We start from the raw sequence: 16,011 nt of genomic DNA on the forward strand, positions 1-16,011 counted from the left end.
ATCCAATATTAAGTTCATAAATTAGATAAGGGTGGATTTTTATTTTATGTCAGAGATGTCACTGAAACAGAGCAAACGAATTTATTGGGCATCGGGCATTGTGTCGATTTGCGGGATCATTTTCGAAGTCCTGTTCGGCGCATTGGGTTCTTATATTTTGGGTGATGGTGTCACGCAATATACCCTAACCATTTCCCTTTTTCTTACTGGTATGGGGATCGGTGCTTTTATTAGTGAGAAAGTGATGAAACAACTGATATCGACATTTATATGGATTGAATTCTTGGTCGCTGTTATCGGCGGCTTTTCATCTTTTCTCATGTTTGGCATCACAGCTTACCTATCTTCAGGAACCGATGCCTTCTTCCTTTATTTTGTCATCATTGTGATCGGCCTATTGACAGGGCTTGAATTGCCGCTGCTAATAAGAAAAGCCAATGAAATCGGTGTGGCGATCAATAAAAGTACGGCAAGAGTGCTTTTTTCCGATTATGCGGGCGGATTGATCGGCGGGCTTTTGTTTGCCTTTTGGCTGCGTCCGGAGTTTGGTTTGGTTAAAACAGCCTTTCTTGTTGCTTTAGTAAATCTGAGTGTGGCTGTTTGGATGCTATTCAGCTTTAGAAAGGAGATCCGTGCATTCAAAAGAATGGCGGGATTTGGCACGATCATTGGTCTCCTTTTGTTTGCAGGAGTCCTGTTTGGTGATGAAACCGCATTTATGTTTGAGCAAAAGCTGTATCGGGATCCGATTATCTTTGAAAAGTCAACGAAGTATCAAAAAATTATTATTACCAAAGAACAAGGTGATACACGGCTGTATTTGGATGGTAACCTGCAGTTCAGCTCAAGCGATGAGTACCGGTATCATGAGATTCTGGTGCATCCCACCGTCGCTTTGGCGGGGCATCCAACAAATGCACTCATTCTTGGCGGCGGTGACGGAATGGCAGCCAGGGAGTTGTTAAAGTATCCATACATAAAAAATATCAGGCTGGTCGATCTTGACCCTCAAATGACCCATTTGGCACAGACCTCCCCTGAGCTTGTCAAGTTAAATAAAAAGTCGATGACAAACTCCAGGGTCCATATTACAAATCAAGATGCTTTTGAATATCTAAAGCATCATTCAAAACAATATGATGTGATTTTGGTCGATCTTCCCGACCCGAACAATGAAAGCTTGAATAAAGTTTATACGGAAGAATTCTATACCCAGGTTAAACAGCATCTGACTCCATCCGGGGCTGTGATGATCCAAGCGACAAGCCCAACCTTTGCAACGAAAGTCTATTGGACAATTAATAAAACGGTGGAAGCAGCAGGATTGTATACCCAAAATCTGCACGCCGATATTCCAAGTTTCGGTGATTGGGGCTATGTGATGGCTGCAAGGCATTCTTTCGATATTGATAATATCAAACTTAGAAAGGTTGATATGCGCTATTTGTCTACTTCATTGCTCCATTCCCTTGATCAGTTTGGAAAGGATGAGGACGGTGTGATTTATGAGAAAGGAAAAAGGGTAAAACTAGTTCCGAACACATTGATTCATCCCAATTTAATTGAAATGTACGAGAAAGCTTGGTTATATTATTAATAAGACAATTTTAGGAGGGAGAAAGGAATGGATATAACTATGAAAGTTACTTACCATGGCCACTCAGTTGTGTTGATTGAGTCTTCAAAGGCAAATATTATTATTGATCCTTTTATAACGGGGAACGGTGAGGCGAGGATAGAGGCGGCTGATTTGCCTAATATCGATGTCATCATCTTGACCCACGGGCATAACGATCATGTTGGTGATACAATAGATTTAGCGAAAAGAAATGACGCGCTAGTGATCGGGATCGCGGAACTTGCAACCTATTTAGGCTGGAAAGGTCTTAAGACACACGGGATGTCAATCGGGGGCGGTTATGATTTTGATTTTGGAAGGGTCGAACTCACTCAGGCCTTTCACGGATCAAGCTTTACTGAAGAAGATAATCAGCAAATCATCTATACCGGAATGCCTGCAGGGCTAATCCTGACCATTGATGGCAAGAAAATTTATCATGCCGGCGACACTGGGCTTTTCTCCGATATGAAATTGCTGGGTGAAAAGCACGATATTGATCTAGCTTTTCTGCCGATCGGCGACAACTTTACGATGGGACCCGATGATGCCGTAAAGGCGGCGGAATGGGTTAAAGCAAAAACAGTCGTACCTGTACACTACAACACTTTTCCTGTGATAAAACAAGACCCCGAAGCTTTTGTCTCTCAATTGAATGGAAAAGGGAAAATGATAGCTTCCGGCGAATCAATAGAGGTATAAAGAAGGGCGGATCTGTTACGGTCCGCTCCTTCTATATTGAGTTATAAGAAAGTGTAGACTTTCTTACGCACATAAGTGCCACTAAGGCTTTCGCCATTATATCGGAAAGTTTGGTGAGGAAAATGGCAACAAAGCACGAACAGATACTATCACATATAAAGAATTTAGAAATCGGCTATAAAATATCAGTGCGTCAAATAGCCAAAGCGCTTCAAGTCAGTGAAGGGACAGCTTATCGGGCAATTAAAGATGCTGAAACGCAAGGCTATGTCAGCACAATTGAAAGAGTCGGGACGATCCGGATTGAAAAGAAACACAAAGGCAACATCGAGAAGCTGACGTATGCTGAGGTTGTCAATATTGTGGATGGACAGGTCTTAGGCGGGCGGGAAGGGCTTCATAAGACCCTGAATCGGTTTGTCATCGGTGCGATGAAGCTTGAAGCCATGATGCGGTATGTTGATGCCGGCGGCTTATTAATTGTCGGTAACCGTGATAAAGCCCATGAGTACGGTTTGCAGGCGGGAGCAGCTGTTTTAATAACAGGCGGTTTCGACACAAGAGATGAGGTGAAAAAATTAGCGGACGAGTTAAGATTACCCGTTATTTCAACCTCTTATGATACATTTACCGTCGCCGCTATGATCAACCGTGCGATATACGACCAATTGATTAAGAAGGAAATTCTGCTCATTTCGGATATCCTCATTCCAACCTCAGAAACAAGCTTTTTGTATAATGATGTTCAGGTTAGAGATTGGCATGACATGAACAGGCAAACGACACATAGCCGTTACCCCGTTGTTGACCGGGATATGAAGGTGCAAGGTATGGTGACAGCCAAAGATATCATCGGAATTGATCGTTCTTTGCCAATTGAGAAAGTCATGACGAAGAATCCGATGGTTGTCAATCCTACAACGTCTGTGGCTGCTGCAGCACATATGATGATTTGGGAAGGGATCGAATGCCTGCCGGTTATTGATTCTCAAAATAAGCTGTTAGGGATTATCACCCGTCAGGACGTGCTAAAGGCCATGCAAATGATCCAGCGTCAGCCTCAGGTCGGAGAAACGATTGATGATCGTATTACAGCACAATTGACAGATTCCTCCACACCGGATCAAGCGTTATTTCGATTCGATGTAACGCCGCAAATGACGAATTATTTAGGCACGCTGTCTTATGGTATATTAACATCCGTCTTAACAACTGTTGGTCGAAGGGTTTTAAACGAACAAAAAAAGGGTGATCTCGTTGTAGAGAATGTCACCCTTTATTTCCTTCGGCCGATTCAAATTGATGCATCTATTGATATCAAACCGAAAATACTGGAAGTGACGCGCCGAAATGGCAAGCTTGATATCGAAGTTTACCATAATGGCGCCATTGTCGGAAAAGCCTTTTTAATTGCCCAATTTATTGACCGTTATTAAGCGATTGCTTATACTTTTCTTCAGCCTCTTGAACGGCTAATGGAAAATAGTGGCGGTATGCTCTTATGCCTCCGTACACAAAAAATGCGCCATAAAGGATAAAGACAGCACAAACGATGATAACAATGGTGCCGTGGCCAACGAACAGCCGGTTAATACCAAAAAGCAACAAAAAGGAACCAAGAGCAGCGTGCGCTTTGGACAAAGTCCATTGCTTTTTAAAGGGCTCTTTTGTACGCCATGCTTTAATTCGGAAAAACGCAAAGATAATAAAAGACATGATAATTAGAATGATAAGAGTGGGCATATGTTTGGAACCTCCAAGTCAGTAGTCCATAATTTTATTTTACCGGCTTTTTCAGATAAATGCGAACCATATATAAATAGGTGAAGGGGATTTATAATGATTGAAAAGATAATTGAAGCGATAGAAGCCTATGAAACGATTATCATCCACCGGCATGTTCGTCCCGATCCGGATGCGCTCGGCTCCCAAGGAGGCGTGGCTTGCTTTATCAGAGATAACTTCCCGGGTAAAAGCATCTATCTAGTGGGTGAAGATGTCCCATCGCTGACCTTCCTAAATCGGATGGATGTCATTGAAGACCGTGTCTATGAAGGGGCTTTGGTTATCGTTTGTGATACGGCGAACCAGGCGCGCATTAGTGACCAAAGATATAACCTTGGGGAGAAGCTTATCAAAATAGACCACCATCCAAATGAAGATCCATACGGTGATATGATGTGGGTGAATACGGGGGCGAGCTCGGTAAGTGAGATGATTGTCTCAATCTTTGAATCGCGGCCTGAATTTACAATGTCGGATGAAGCGGCCCGCCTTTTGTATGCAGGTATTGTTGGGGATACCGGACGGTTTCTTTTCTCAAATACAACGAATGAAACGTTTAACAGGGCTTCTTTATTAATTAAGAAGAATTTCAATCGCCAAGAATTATATGACCGGCTTTATCAGGCGAATCTGAACCTGACCCGATTAAACGGCTATGTCCTTCAGCATTTTGAATTAAGTGATGAAGGTGCGGGGTATATGACGATAACACAGGACTTAATGGATACCTATTCAGTTAAGCCAGAGGATGCTTCACTCCTTGTGAATGCTTTTTCCAATGTAGAGAATATAAAGGCATGGGTCTTTTTCATTGAAGAAAAGGATCAAATCAGGGTTCGGCTTCGTTCTAAGGGGCCTGTTGTCAATACTCTCGCGGCAAAATATAACGGGGGCGGCCACCCTATGGCATCAGGCGCTACCGTTTATACGTGGGAAGAGACTGAACAGGTTCTTGCAGATTTAAAAGAGGCATGCAGAAAATACCAATAACCGGGGTCAGGCCCCGGTTAATCTGCTAAATTGTTCCCTTTAGCATCAATGATCTTAACACTAACCTCAACAACGGATTTGATGACAAGGTCTTGGATTTTAAAATGATAGGCTACCTTATCTATCATAAAGGGATGACCCTCGATCGCTTTATAAATAAGGTCTAAGTTAGATGAGATTGATTCAATATCATTGTTAATGAGAGAATGCAGCCGCTCTTCGATTTTTTCTTTCAGTTCAAAGAGGATAATTCGGTCGATCTCTTTCTGTTTGCTAACCAAAATGTTGACTTTGACATCTTGCACTAGCAGCTTTTTTTCCAGCTGTTCATTCTTTTCTTCTTTATCATCCATCAATGTTTCATTCCGGCGCTGAAGGGATTTAATTTCCGTTTGCTGTTCTTTAATCTTATCGATTTGCCTTTCTTGAGCCATGCCATATAAAGACATGAAAAAAATAAACCCAAAGATTAAACCGACGGTAATCCCCGACAAAAACCTTTGCCAGCCCGGACGCTTGTAGTATGGAGGTATACGCATGTCAAGACTCCTGTGTGAACCAATGAATGATCATTGCGGCGGTATGGGCGCCTGACATGGCAGAAACAATCAGCAGCAAGTGTTTGACAACTTCAATGGGCGTACCGTCCAAAAAGCCTTTTTCCAAGCGGTCTATGACATCAAATGTCCCGCCGATGGCAGTGACGACTGCCCATATTTTCATGCTGTCAGCAAGGTTATTCATCTCGCTTAATGGGGGGCGGCTGACAAGAAACGCGCCGATTCCGCCGATAAAACAACCTCCAATTATAACACCAAAAGCGATGAAAAAGTTCATGATGGCTGTGCTTGCGAACATCCGAAAATCCAAGGCAGCTCCCCTCCCTCGCTCTTTATATCATGATATGGGACAAGGCGGATGATTATACCAGTTTTCCATCTGGGAGGGTGTGTACTATAATAATTATGAGAAACCGTCTATGAAGGATGTGACGAGACATGGGCTTCGTTCATTTGCATGTTCACAGTGAATACAGCTTGCTTAACAGCGCCTGCCGAATCCAAGAGCTTGTGAATAAGGCCAAAAGGCTTGGATATCGTTCATTGGCATTAACGGATCAGAATGCGTTATATGGTGCTGTCCCATTCTATAAAGCTTGCAAAGCTGCAGGGCTTCATCCTGTCATAGGCATGGAAGTGTATATGGCATTTGAGGGTGGTGACAAACAACCAAGACATGAGGAGCCGGCTGATCATTCCCTCATTTTATTAGCCAAAAATCAGGAGGGCTACACAAATCTTGTGAAAATTAGTTCCCTTGTCCAATTGAAACGTAATAAGCGGCTTAGTCTTAATGAGCTGCAAAGGCATGCAGGTGGTTTGTTTGCTCTATCTTCAGGTCAGTATGGCGACATTGAAACAGCGCTTCTTGGCGAAAAAAAACAAGCGGCTGCTGAGCGGGCCGCCCTCTATAAGAAAATGTTTAACGGCCGTTTTTTTCTTGAACTGCAAAACCATGGTCTTGCTAATGAAAAAGATGTCCAGCTTGACCTTCTGGAAATCAGTCGAAAGTTTGGGATCCCTCTAGTTGCATCGAATGATGTCCATTACATAGAAAAGGAAGATGCTCTTGCGTATGAATGCCTGACATGCATTAAGACCGGCACCAAGCTTGAGGAAAAAGAACAAGCAGGTTTTAACAAGGAATTTTATTTGAAGACACCACAAGAAATGGCCGATATTTTCAAGGCCTATCCTGATGCTGTTGCGAACAGCGAAAAAATAGCAACTGCTTGCCATGTGTCATTCTCATTTGATGAACATATACTTCCATGCTTTCCTACACCTTCAGTGAAATCGGCAAAGGATTTTTTGCGGGAGCAATGTGAAAAAGGCTTGCAGAATAGATATCAGGAGATCACAAACCGGGCTCGGAAGCGACTGGATCATGAGCTCACAGTAATTGATCAAATGGGTTTTAATGACTATTTTCTTATTGTTTGGGATGTTATCGCCTATGCAAGAAAAAACGGCATATTTCCGGGTCCAGGGAGAGGATCTTCTGCCGGTTCACTTGTCGCTTACACGCTGGAAATCACTGATGTTGATCCCCTTAAGCATGATTTGTTATTTGAACGGTTTCTAAACCCCGAACGCGTAACCATGCCCGATATCGATATTGATTTCCCTGACAAAGACCGTGACGAGATGATTGCCTATGTTTGCAGAAAATATGGGAGGGACCATGTTGCGCAAATTATTACCTTTGGCACTCTAGCTGCCAAAGCGGCAATCCGTGACACGGGGAAAGTTCTTGGCACACCATCGGCGCTGGTTGACAAGCTGGCAAAACTTATTCCTTCTCGACCGGGGGTCACGCTTGAACAAGCTTCCCTAGAAACACCAAGGCTTGAACAATTGCTGAAGGATTCAGATGAACTCCGCAAATTATTTCAATTGGCTAAGACAATTGAAGGTGTTCCAAGGCATACATCTATTCACGCTGCAGGTGTTGTGATCAGTGCCAACCCTCTTACTGAACTTGTGCCGCTTCAAGAAGGGCATGACGATATTCCGCTGACCCAGTATCCGATGGATGTGCTCGAAGCTTTGGGCTTGCTAAAGATGGATTTTCTTGGTTTGAGGAACTTGACGTTAATTGAAGACATATTGGATACCATTAAGGAAATAGATGGTCTAAAGCCGGATTTGGCACAAATCCCCATAGATGATCGGAAAACTTTTAGCCTTTTAAGCAAAGGCGATACAATGGGCATCTTTCAGTTTGAATCGTCCGGAATGAGGGATGTACTAAAAAAACTGAATGCCAGTGAATTCGATGATATTGTTGCGGTAAATGCTTTATACCGGCCGGGACCAATGCAATTTATCAAAGTGTATATAGACGGGAAACATGGAAGGCGCCCGGTCAGCTACCTCCATCAGGATTTGGAGCCGATTTTAAAATCGACTTATGGTGTCATTGTTTATCAGGAACAAATCATGCAGATTGCAGCTAAGCTTGCTGGATTCACACTGGGCCAAGCTGATATATTGAGGCGGGCAGTATCGAAAAAAAAGCGGAAGGCCCTTGAAGAACAAAGGCGTTTTTTTGTCGAAGGCTGTGTCGAAAGAGGATATTCAAGGGATATTGCAGAACGTATATATCAGTTGATTGTCCGCTTTGCTGATTATGGCTTTCCCCGCTCACATGCAGTGGCTTACAGTCTCATCGCTTATCGGCTGGCTTATTTGAAAGCACATTATCCCGCCGCCTTCATGTCGGCATTATTATCAAGTGTCATACACCAACAGGACAAACTATTAGGCGCTATACATGAGTTGAAAGGGAAAAACCTGAAGCTTTATCCCCCCTCAATTAATGCAAGTGTTCCTAAGTTTAAATTGGTAAATGACGGTATTGTTTTTGGCTTAAATGGCGTAAAAAATCTAGGGAATGCGGCTGTTCAAGAGATTGTTTGTGCGAGGGAGAAGGGACCTTACAAGAATCTCTACGATTTCTGCGAACGGGTATCACTGAAAAAGGTAAACCGCCGTGCTATGGAATCCTTGATTTTTTGCGGAGCAATGGATGAATTTGGCGTTAACAGGGCAGTTCTTTTGGCATCCTTGGATCAAGCCTTCAAGAGAGCGGAAGAAAATCGCGCGAGAAGGGCAGAATCCCAGACAACATTATTGAATGATGATGTTGGCACGGATGTTTATGTTGATGTTCCGCCGTTTTCTCTAGAAGAACAGATCAAGTTTGAAAAGGACATATTAGGTCTATATTTGACTAAACACCCGCTTGACCGTTATAAAAAAGTCCTTGGCAACCGATCGGAAACGATTGAATCGGTCAAAAGACAGTTAAACAATCATGTTGTAAAGCTGGGTGTATTGGTTGATGAGGCCAAGCAAATCAAAACAAAAAAGGGACATTTAATGGCATTTTTAACATTAAGTGATCAAACAGGACAAATGGATGCTGTTGTATTCCCTAGAGAATACGAAAAACAAACGGTCATGTTTCAGCAAGGAAGACTGCTGTATGTTGAAGCAGGAATTGAACAAGAGTCGCAAGAAAGAAAGCTCCTCATCCGCCGGGCTGCTGATCTTGCGTCGGTTGCCAGCGCAGCGAAAGAAATATTTTATTTGAAAGTGGATGAAAACCATGCAGACCCCGCATTATTGCACAAGCTAAAATCATTGTTACATTTGCACCGGGGCGAGCATCCTGTTATTATTCACTATGGTCAGAGCGGCAAGACGATTCAATTGCCGAAGGACTATGCTGTCAAACGTGATCAACAGTTTATCGAAGCAATTAAGAGACTGCTTGGGCCGGAAAATGTTATTATTAAAGCAAATGACTGACACACAGCAAAAGTTTTTTTGAATATGGAAAGAGATAAGACTTTCAAATGATTTTCAAGTTTTGATATAATAGTTGTTATCGGTCAAAAAAAGGAGTCGACTATTTAAAGGAGATGAGCATTAGTGCCTACTACCCGCGAGGAAGCACTTCATATTCACCGTATTAACCAAGGTAAATTAGAATCAAAATCAAAGGTTCCGGTTCGCAACGCAAACGATTTGAGCCTGGCTTATTCACCGGGGGTTGCAGAACCTTGTAAAGAGATTTATAACAATAAAGAAAAAGTTTTTGAATATACAATGAAAGGCAATATGGTTGCTGTCGTTTCTGATGGCACCGCCGTGCTTGGCTTGGGGAATATCGGCCCCGAAGCGGCGCTGCCGGTTATGGAAGGTAAAGCGGTCCTTTTTAAAAGCTTTGCTGGAGTGGATGCCTTTCCTATCTGTTTGGGAACGACAGATATTGATAAGATTATAGAGACGGTTAAGCTGATGGAACCGAATTTCGGAGGCGTTAATTTGGAAGATATCGCCGCACCTAACTGCTTCATTATCGAAAAACGATTAAAGAAAGAGGTCAATATCCCCGTTTTTCATGATGACCAGCATGGCACAGCGATCGTTACACTTGCAGGCCTCGTTAATGCTCTGAAGCTTATTGACAAGGAAATGTCTGAGATTAAGGTCGTTGTCAACGGCGCAGGGGCAGCGGGCGTAGCCATTATAAAGCTATTGAACCGTTTTGGCGTAAGGGATATTATCATGTGTGATTCAAAAGGAGCTGTCTACGAAGGCAGAGAATATGGCATGAATGATGTCAAATCTGAAGTTGCGAAGTTTACCAACCGTAATAACGAAACAGGCAAGCTTGCAGATGTTGTTAAAGGGATGGATGTCTTTATCGGGGTATCTGTTGCAGGCGCGTTAACAAAAGAAATGGTTGAGTCTATGAACAATGATCCCATCATTTTCGCAATGGCAAATCCGGTTCCGGAAATTATGCCTGAAGCTGCCAAAGAAGCAGGAGCCCGAGTCATTGGGACAGGCCGGAGCGATTTTCCAAACCAGGTCAATAATGTTCTAGCATTTCCCGGTATTTTCCGCGGCGCATTAGATGTCCAAGCAACACATATCAATGAAGAAATGAAGGCTGCCGCCGTCTATGCCATAGCCGATTTGGTAAAAGATGAGGAATTAAATGATGACTATGTGATTCCTGCACCATTTGATCCGCGAGTGGCACCTGCTGTAGCAGCCAGTGTAGCCAAAACGGCCATGGAAACAGGCGTCGCCAGAAAAAGGATCGACCCCGCGAAGGTTGCTGACAAAACAAGGCAGCTGGCGCAAATAGACGATAATAAGTAGTAGTATAAAACAAACGGCTGTGATACATAAGACAGATGATCAGCCAATTAAGAGGGTGTATTGCTTTGCTAAAAGACTTTTTTGTAAAAAAGAAAAAGTATGCGACCGTTCCCTCAAGTAAAATAAAGCAAGATGTTCCTGAGGGCATTATGAAAAAATGCCCTAAGTGCAAAACGATTATGTATGCCAAAGAGCTTAAGAAACACTTGCTTGTCTGCCAATCGTGCGGCTATCATTATCCTATTTCAGCATTCGAAAGAATCGACATGCTTTTTGATGATGAGACGTTCATTGAATTCGACAAAGATATGGTATCTGAAAACCCTCTGGAATTCGAAGGTTATCTAGAAAAACTGGAGAAGGACAAAGAGAAAACGAATTTAAATGAAGCGGTAGTGACCGGTAAAGGGAAGATCACCGGCTTAGAAACTGTTGTTGCCATTATGGACAGCAGATTCCGCATGGGCAGTATGGGATCGGTTGTAGGAGAAAAAATAACAAGAGCGGTTGAGAAGGCCATAGAGCTTAAGTTGCCAATGATTATTTTCACGGCTTCTGGCGGAGCCCGCATGCAGGAGGGGGTTCTCAGCCTTATGCAAATGGCAAAAACAAGCGCGGTACTAAAAAAGTTTAGTGATAACGGCGGGCTATTTATTACCGTCATGACACATCCGACGACTGGTGGTGTCACCGCAAGCTTTGCGTCACTTGGTGACTTTAATTTTGCTGAACCAGGTGCGCTCATAGGATTTGCTGGAAGAAGAATTATTGAACAGACCATTCGGGAGGATCTGCCAGATGATTTCCAGACGGCCGAGTTTCTCTTGAAACATGGTCAGCTTGACAAAGTGATTCCAAGAAATGAATTAAAACAAACCATAGGGACCGTTTTATCTATCCATAGCGAGGGAGGTGAAAAACAGTGGCACCAGGATTAGGGTTCGAAAAACCAATTGTAGAGCTGCAGGATAAAATCAAAGAACTCAAAGGGTTTATGGAAGAAAAAAACATAGACCTTACGGATGAATTGGAAAGACTGCAAAATCGGTTAAAGGAACTTGAAAAAGAAATTTACGGCAACATGTCACCTTGGGATCGTGTCCAGGTAGCCCGTCATATGGACCGTCCCACAACACTTGATTATATTCCGCATTTATTTACTGATTTTATAGAATGTCATGGTGACCGTCTTTACGGCGACGATGAGGCAATTGTCGCAGGGATTGCAAAATATCACGGAATGCCGGTTACAGTCATCGGCGAACAGCGCGGGCGTGATACAAAGGAAAATATCCGGCGTAATTTCGGGATGCCCCATCCCGAAGGGTATCGTAAAGCCCTAAGATTGATGAAGCAGGCGGAAAAGTTTGGCCGTCCCGTTATTTCATTTATTGATACCAAGGGAGCTTTTCCAGGGAAAGCTGCGGAAGAGCGGGGACAAAGTGAAGCGATTGCCAGAAATTTGTTTGAAATGGCCGGACTTAACGTTCCGATTATTTGTATTGTTATTGGCGAAGGAGCAAGCGGTGGCGCCTTGGCAATTGGCGTTGGTGATCAAATATTGATGCTTGAAAACTCCTGGTACTCTGTCATTTCACCTGAAGGAGCTGCGGCGCTCTTGTGGAAGGATGCGGCTCAGGCGGAGAAAGCAGCAAGAGCTATGAAAATTACTGCTCCGGACCTTAAAGATCTCGGCATCATAGATCAGCTTATTCCCGAAGTTATGGGAGGGGCTCATCATGATCCCAAAGCGCAAGCTCATGCCATTGACGGCTATTTGCAGGAAGCTCTGCGGTCATTTCTGGATCTCGGAAGCGAAGAGCTTGTACAAAAACGTCTTGAAAAGTATCGTAAAATCGGACAATATGGTGTTGCAAGCGATTACATTCATCAAGGTTAGTGCTTTCTGAACTTTAGAAAGCACTTTTTCGTACTTAAATGAGGTGATGAAGATGAAAAGGATAGGTGTATTAACAAGCGGTGGCGACTCGCCTGGAATGAATCCCGCAATAAGAGCGGTTGTCAGGAAGGCCATTTATCATGGCCTTGAGGTTTACGGTATTTATCAGGGATATACCGGATTAATTAATGGAAATATAAAGAGACTTGAGCTTGGTTCGGTCGGAGATATCATCCACCGGGGCGGAACGATGTTATACAGTGCAAGGTGTGAGGCATTTAAGACCGAAGAAGGCCGGAAGAAAGCGATAGAAGAGCTTAACAACCGCGGTATTGAGGGATTAGTTGTTATTGGCGGCGATGGTTCCTTTAGAGGTGCCGTAAAATTGACGGAGGAAGGCTTTCCGACGATTGGTGTGCCTGGGACGATTGACAACGATATTCCAGGCACTGATTTTACTGTCGGATTTGATACAGCCTTAAATACAGTCATTAATGCAATCGATAAGATCCGGGATACAGCGACATCTCATGAACGCCCCTTTATCATTGAGGTTATGGGCAGGGATGCAGGTGATCTCGCCTTATGGTCAGGCCTTGCTGATGGTGCCGAATCGATTATTATTCCCGAAAAAACTGAAGATATTGATGATGTGATTGAACGGCTGGAAAACGGTCATAAGCGCGGAAAAAAACATAGCATCATTGTCGTTGCCGAAGGCGCCCACAGCGCAGCCGATGTTGCTCAGCAAATAAAAGAGAAAGCGGATATGGATACAAGGGTCACTGTACTTGGCCATATCCAACGGGGCGGTTCGCCATCCGGTTTTGACAGGGTATTGGCAAGCCGAATGGGTGCTAAAGCGGTCGATCTTTTAATAGCGGGTGAAAAAGGGAAAATGGTTGGTATACAAAATAATCAAATCGTCCACCATGATATATTAGATGTTTTGACGAAAAAACATGACATAGATCAAGAGTTAATTCAGTTAGCGAAGGAGCTTTCGATATAATTTCGGAATTAAATTGGGAGGGAAAAGGATGAGAAAGACAAAGATTGTTTGTACAATCGGTCCTGCAAGTGAAAGTATTGAAAAATTGGAACAGCTTATTGAATCCGGAATGAATGTTGCCAGGCTGAATTTTTCACACGGTGATTATGCCGAGCATGGTGCGCGGATCAAAAATATTCGTGAAGCTTCCAGAATGACAGGCAAAAGTGTCGCAATCCTTTTGGATACCAAAGGGCCCGAAATTCGAACGGGCAACATGGCGACGGAAAAGGTGCATCTGGAAAAGGGGCAGCAATTAATTGTGTCAATGGATGAAATTCTTGGCACAAGTGAGATCATTTCCGTGACCTATCAAGACCTCATTAATGATATAACAATTGGTTCGACGATTTTGCTGGATGATGGCTTAATCGAACTTAAGGTTGTTGAAAAAAGGGACAAGGAAATTGTGACACAAGTCATGAACAGCGGGGATTTGAAAAGCAAGAAAGGCTGCAATGTGCCAAATGTCAGCGTCAATTTGCCGGGTATTACCGAGAAGGACGCAAATGATATTGTATTCGGTATCGAACAAGGTGTTGATTTTATTGCGGCATCTTTTGTTAGAAGAGCATCAGATGTATTAGATATTCGGAAGCTGCTGGAAACCCATCAAGCTGAAGATATTCATATTATCCCAAAAATTGAAAACCGCGAAGGCGTCGAAAATATCGATGAAATATTGGATGTATCCGACGGCTTAATGGTCGCCCGTGGGGATTTGGGCGTTGAGATACCAGCTGAAGAAGTCCCGCTCGTCCAAAAGCAACTGATCAAGAAATGCAATGTACAGGGAAAACCGGTGATCACAGCAACGCAAATGCTTGATTCCATGCAAAGAAATCCTCGGCCGACAAGAGCGGAAGCAAGTGATGTCGCCAACGCTATATTTGACGGCACGGATGCGATCATGCTTTCGGGGGAAACCGCTGCCGGTGATTACCCTGTTGAAGCAGTGAAGACCATGGACCTCATTGCATCCAGAACGGAAACAGCCCTAGATTATCGCGACATTCTGGCTAACTGCAGCAGGGCAAGCAACAATACGATAACCGATGCCATCGGACAGGCTGTTGCCCATACAGCCTTAAATCTTAACGTTTCGTCTATCGTGACCGCAACCGTAAGCGGTCATACCGCACGTGTTGTATCCAGATATCGTCCAAAAGCCAATATTGTCGCTGTCACAAGCACGGAAAAGGCGATGAGAAAATTAGCGCTTGTCTGGGGCGTGTTCCCTCAGCTAGGTAAAATAGCAACGTCAACAGATGAAATGCTTGAGGTGGCTGTTGATGAGGCCGTTCATTCAGGGCTAGTCAGCCATGGTGATTTGGTTGTCATTACCGCAGGTGTCCCCGTAGGTGAAGTCGGAACAACCAATCTTCTGAAGGTACACGTTGTCGGTGAAGTTGTGGCAAAAGGCCAGGGCATCGGGCGGAAGTCGGCGACATCACTCGTGTATGTGACAAATGATGCTGAGGATGCAATTAATAATATGCCTGACAAGGCGATTTTAGTTACAACCGGTACGGATAAGGATATGATGCCTGCCCTTCACCGCGCTTCAGGGATCATTACTGAAGAAGGCGGGTTAACATCCCATGCAGCGGTCGTCGGACTTAACCTGGAAATCCCAGCGATTGTCGGTGTCAAAAATGCTACGCAAGTTTTAAAATCCGGACAAGAAATTACTATCGACGGCGAACGCGGATATATTTATGATGGTCACGCAAAAGTGCTATAGTTAAAAGGAGAAGGTACCTTTGCCTTCTCCCTAAAACTTTTATAAATGCGGGTGAAAAGGATGCAATCTGAAACGCGGTTAATCGCAAGATATAGTGAAACGGATCAAATGGGCATTATTCATCACAGCCAATATGTCAATTGGTTTGAAGTCGGCAGAACGGATTTTATAAAAAAATTGGGTAAATCCTATAATGAGTTCGAGAAAGAGGGGCTGTGGCTTCCTGTAATAAAGGTGGAGGTCAACTATAAGTCTCCGGCGGTTTACGAGGATGCAGTGGTCATCAAAACGAGGATAAAGGAATACAATGGGATTCGTATGACGTTTGAGTATTCCGTTTATAAGGAAGAAAACGGTTCACTAGTTGTTTTTGGGACGACAGAACATTGTTGGACGAATAAGGCCATGAAGCCGATTTCTTTGAGAAAAGCAGCGCCGAATTACCATGGGCAAATCGAAACGGCTTATAAGGAGCAATGA

The 16,011-nt window shown here is 43.6% G+C and carries 14 protein-coding genes; 11 read left to right on the forward strand and 3 right to left on the reverse strand.

Features of this window, described 5'->3' with window-relative positions; translation table 11 throughout:
- Positions 1–46 precede the first annotated feature (46 nt).
- From EV207_RS00235 to EV207_RS00245, 3 genes are all read left to right on the forward strand, one after another.
- A complete protein-coding gene (locus tag EV207_RS00235) occupies positions 47–1,597 on the forward strand; it encodes a polyamine aminopropyltransferase (protein WP_132742596.1) in 1,551 nt (516 codons plus the stop codon).
- A gap of 39 nt (positions 1,598–1,636) precedes the next feature.
- Positions 1,637–2,320: a metal-dependent hydrolase gene (locus EV207_RS00240; RefSeq protein WP_132742962.1), complete on the forward strand. Its 684-nt coding sequence runs from the start codon at positions 1,637–1,639 to the stop codon at positions 2,318–2,320.
- Between the two features lie 122 nt (positions 2,321–2,442).
- Positions 2,443–3,756, forward strand: a complete 1,314-nt coding sequence (locus tag EV207_RS00245; protein WP_132742597.1) for a DRTGG domain-containing protein — start codon at positions 2,443–2,445, stop codon at positions 3,754–3,756.
- Here EV207_RS00245 and EV207_RS00250 read toward each other — a convergent pair.
- A complete protein-coding gene (locus tag EV207_RS00250) occupies positions 3,740–4,063 on the reverse strand; it encodes a YtpI family protein (protein WP_132742598.1) in 324 nt (107 codons plus the stop codon). The two genes, EV207_RS00245 and EV207_RS00250, sit on opposite strands and share 17 nt — an antisense overlap.
- Positions 4,064–4,159: 96 nt before the next feature.
- Here EV207_RS00250 and EV207_RS00255 point away from each other — a divergent pair, with 96 nt between their 5' ends.
- The gene (locus EV207_RS00255) at positions 4,160–5,095 is read left to right on the forward strand and encodes a DHH family phosphoesterase (RefSeq protein WP_132742599.1); all 936 of its coding nucleotides are present in this window, start codon (positions 4,160–4,162) and stop codon (positions 5,093–5,095) included.
- Positions 5,096–5,112: 17 nt separating this feature from the next.
- Here the strand turns inward: EV207_RS00255 and ytrI are convergent, their stop codons facing one another.
- Together ytrI and EV207_RS00265 are read right to left on the reverse strand one after the other, a co-directional pair.
- Positions 5,113–5,634: a sporulation membrane protein YtrI gene (gene ytrI, locus EV207_RS00260; RefSeq protein ID WP_132742600.1), complete on the reverse strand. Its 522-nt coding sequence runs from the start codon at positions 5,632–5,634 to the stop codon at positions 5,113–5,115.
- Position 5,635: 1 nt separating this feature from the next.
- The gene (locus EV207_RS00265) at positions 5,636–5,965 is read right to left on the reverse strand and encodes a YtrH family sporulation protein (RefSeq protein ID WP_132742601.1); all 330 of its coding nucleotides are present in this window, start codon (positions 5,963–5,965) and stop codon (positions 5,636–5,638) included.
- A gap of 128 nt (positions 5,966–6,093) precedes the next feature.
- Between EV207_RS00265 and dnaE the strand changes: the two genes are divergently transcribed.
- The 7 genes from dnaE to EV207_RS00300 all read left to right on the forward strand — a co-directional run bounded on the left by dnaE (position 6,094) and on the right by EV207_RS00300 (position 16,011).
- Positions 6,094–9,471 carry a DNA polymerase III subunit alpha gene (gene dnaE / locus EV207_RS00270; RefSeq protein ID WP_132742602.1) on the forward strand — a complete coding sequence of 1,126 codons (3,378 nt, stop codon included), beginning with the start codon at positions 6,094–6,096 and terminating at the stop codon, positions 9,469–9,471.
- Between the two features lie 123 nt (positions 9,472–9,594).
- Positions 9,595–10,836 carry an NADP-dependent malic enzyme gene (ystJ, locus tag EV207_RS00275; protein ID WP_132742603.1) on the forward strand — a complete coding sequence of 414 codons (1,242 nt, stop codon included), beginning with the start codon at positions 9,595–9,597 and terminating at the stop codon, positions 10,834–10,836.
- 65 nt (positions 10,837–10,901) lie between these two features.
- Positions 10,902–11,774 (forward strand): acetyl-CoA carboxylase, carboxyltransferase subunit beta, encoded by an 873-nt coding sequence (gene accD, locus EV207_RS00280; protein WP_132742604.1) that lies wholly within the window; start codon positions 10,902–10,904, stop codon positions 11,772–11,774.
- On the forward strand, positions 11,759–12,736 hold the full coding sequence (gene accA / locus EV207_RS00285) for an acetyl-CoA carboxylase carboxyl transferase subunit alpha (RefSeq protein ID WP_132742605.1): 978 nt from the start codon (positions 11,759–11,761) through the stop codon (positions 12,734–12,736). The genes accD and accA overlap by 16 nt, the downstream gene beginning before the upstream one ends.
- A gap of 52 nt (positions 12,737–12,788) precedes the next feature.
- A complete protein-coding gene (pfkA, locus tag EV207_RS00290) occupies positions 12,789–13,748 on the forward strand; it encodes a 6-phosphofructokinase (protein WP_132742606.1) in 960 nt (319 codons plus the stop codon).
- Positions 13,749–13,776: 28 nt separating this feature from the next.
- Positions 13,777–15,531 carry a pyruvate kinase gene (gene pyk / locus EV207_RS00295; protein ID WP_132742607.1) on the forward strand — a complete coding sequence of 585 codons (1,755 nt, stop codon included), beginning with the start codon at positions 13,777–13,779 and terminating at the stop codon, positions 15,529–15,531.
- Positions 15,532–15,591: 60 nt separating this feature from the next.
- Complete coding sequence (locus EV207_RS00300; RefSeq protein ID WP_132742608.1) at positions 15,592–16,011, forward strand: acyl-CoA thioesterase; 420 nt, start codon at positions 15,592–15,594, stop codon at positions 16,009–16,011.

It is taken from the genome of Scopulibacillus darangshiensis (assembly GCF_004341035.1).
Classification (GTDB): domain Bacteria; phylum Bacillota; class Bacilli; order Bacillales; family Sporolactobacillaceae; genus Scopulibacillus; species Scopulibacillus darangshiensis.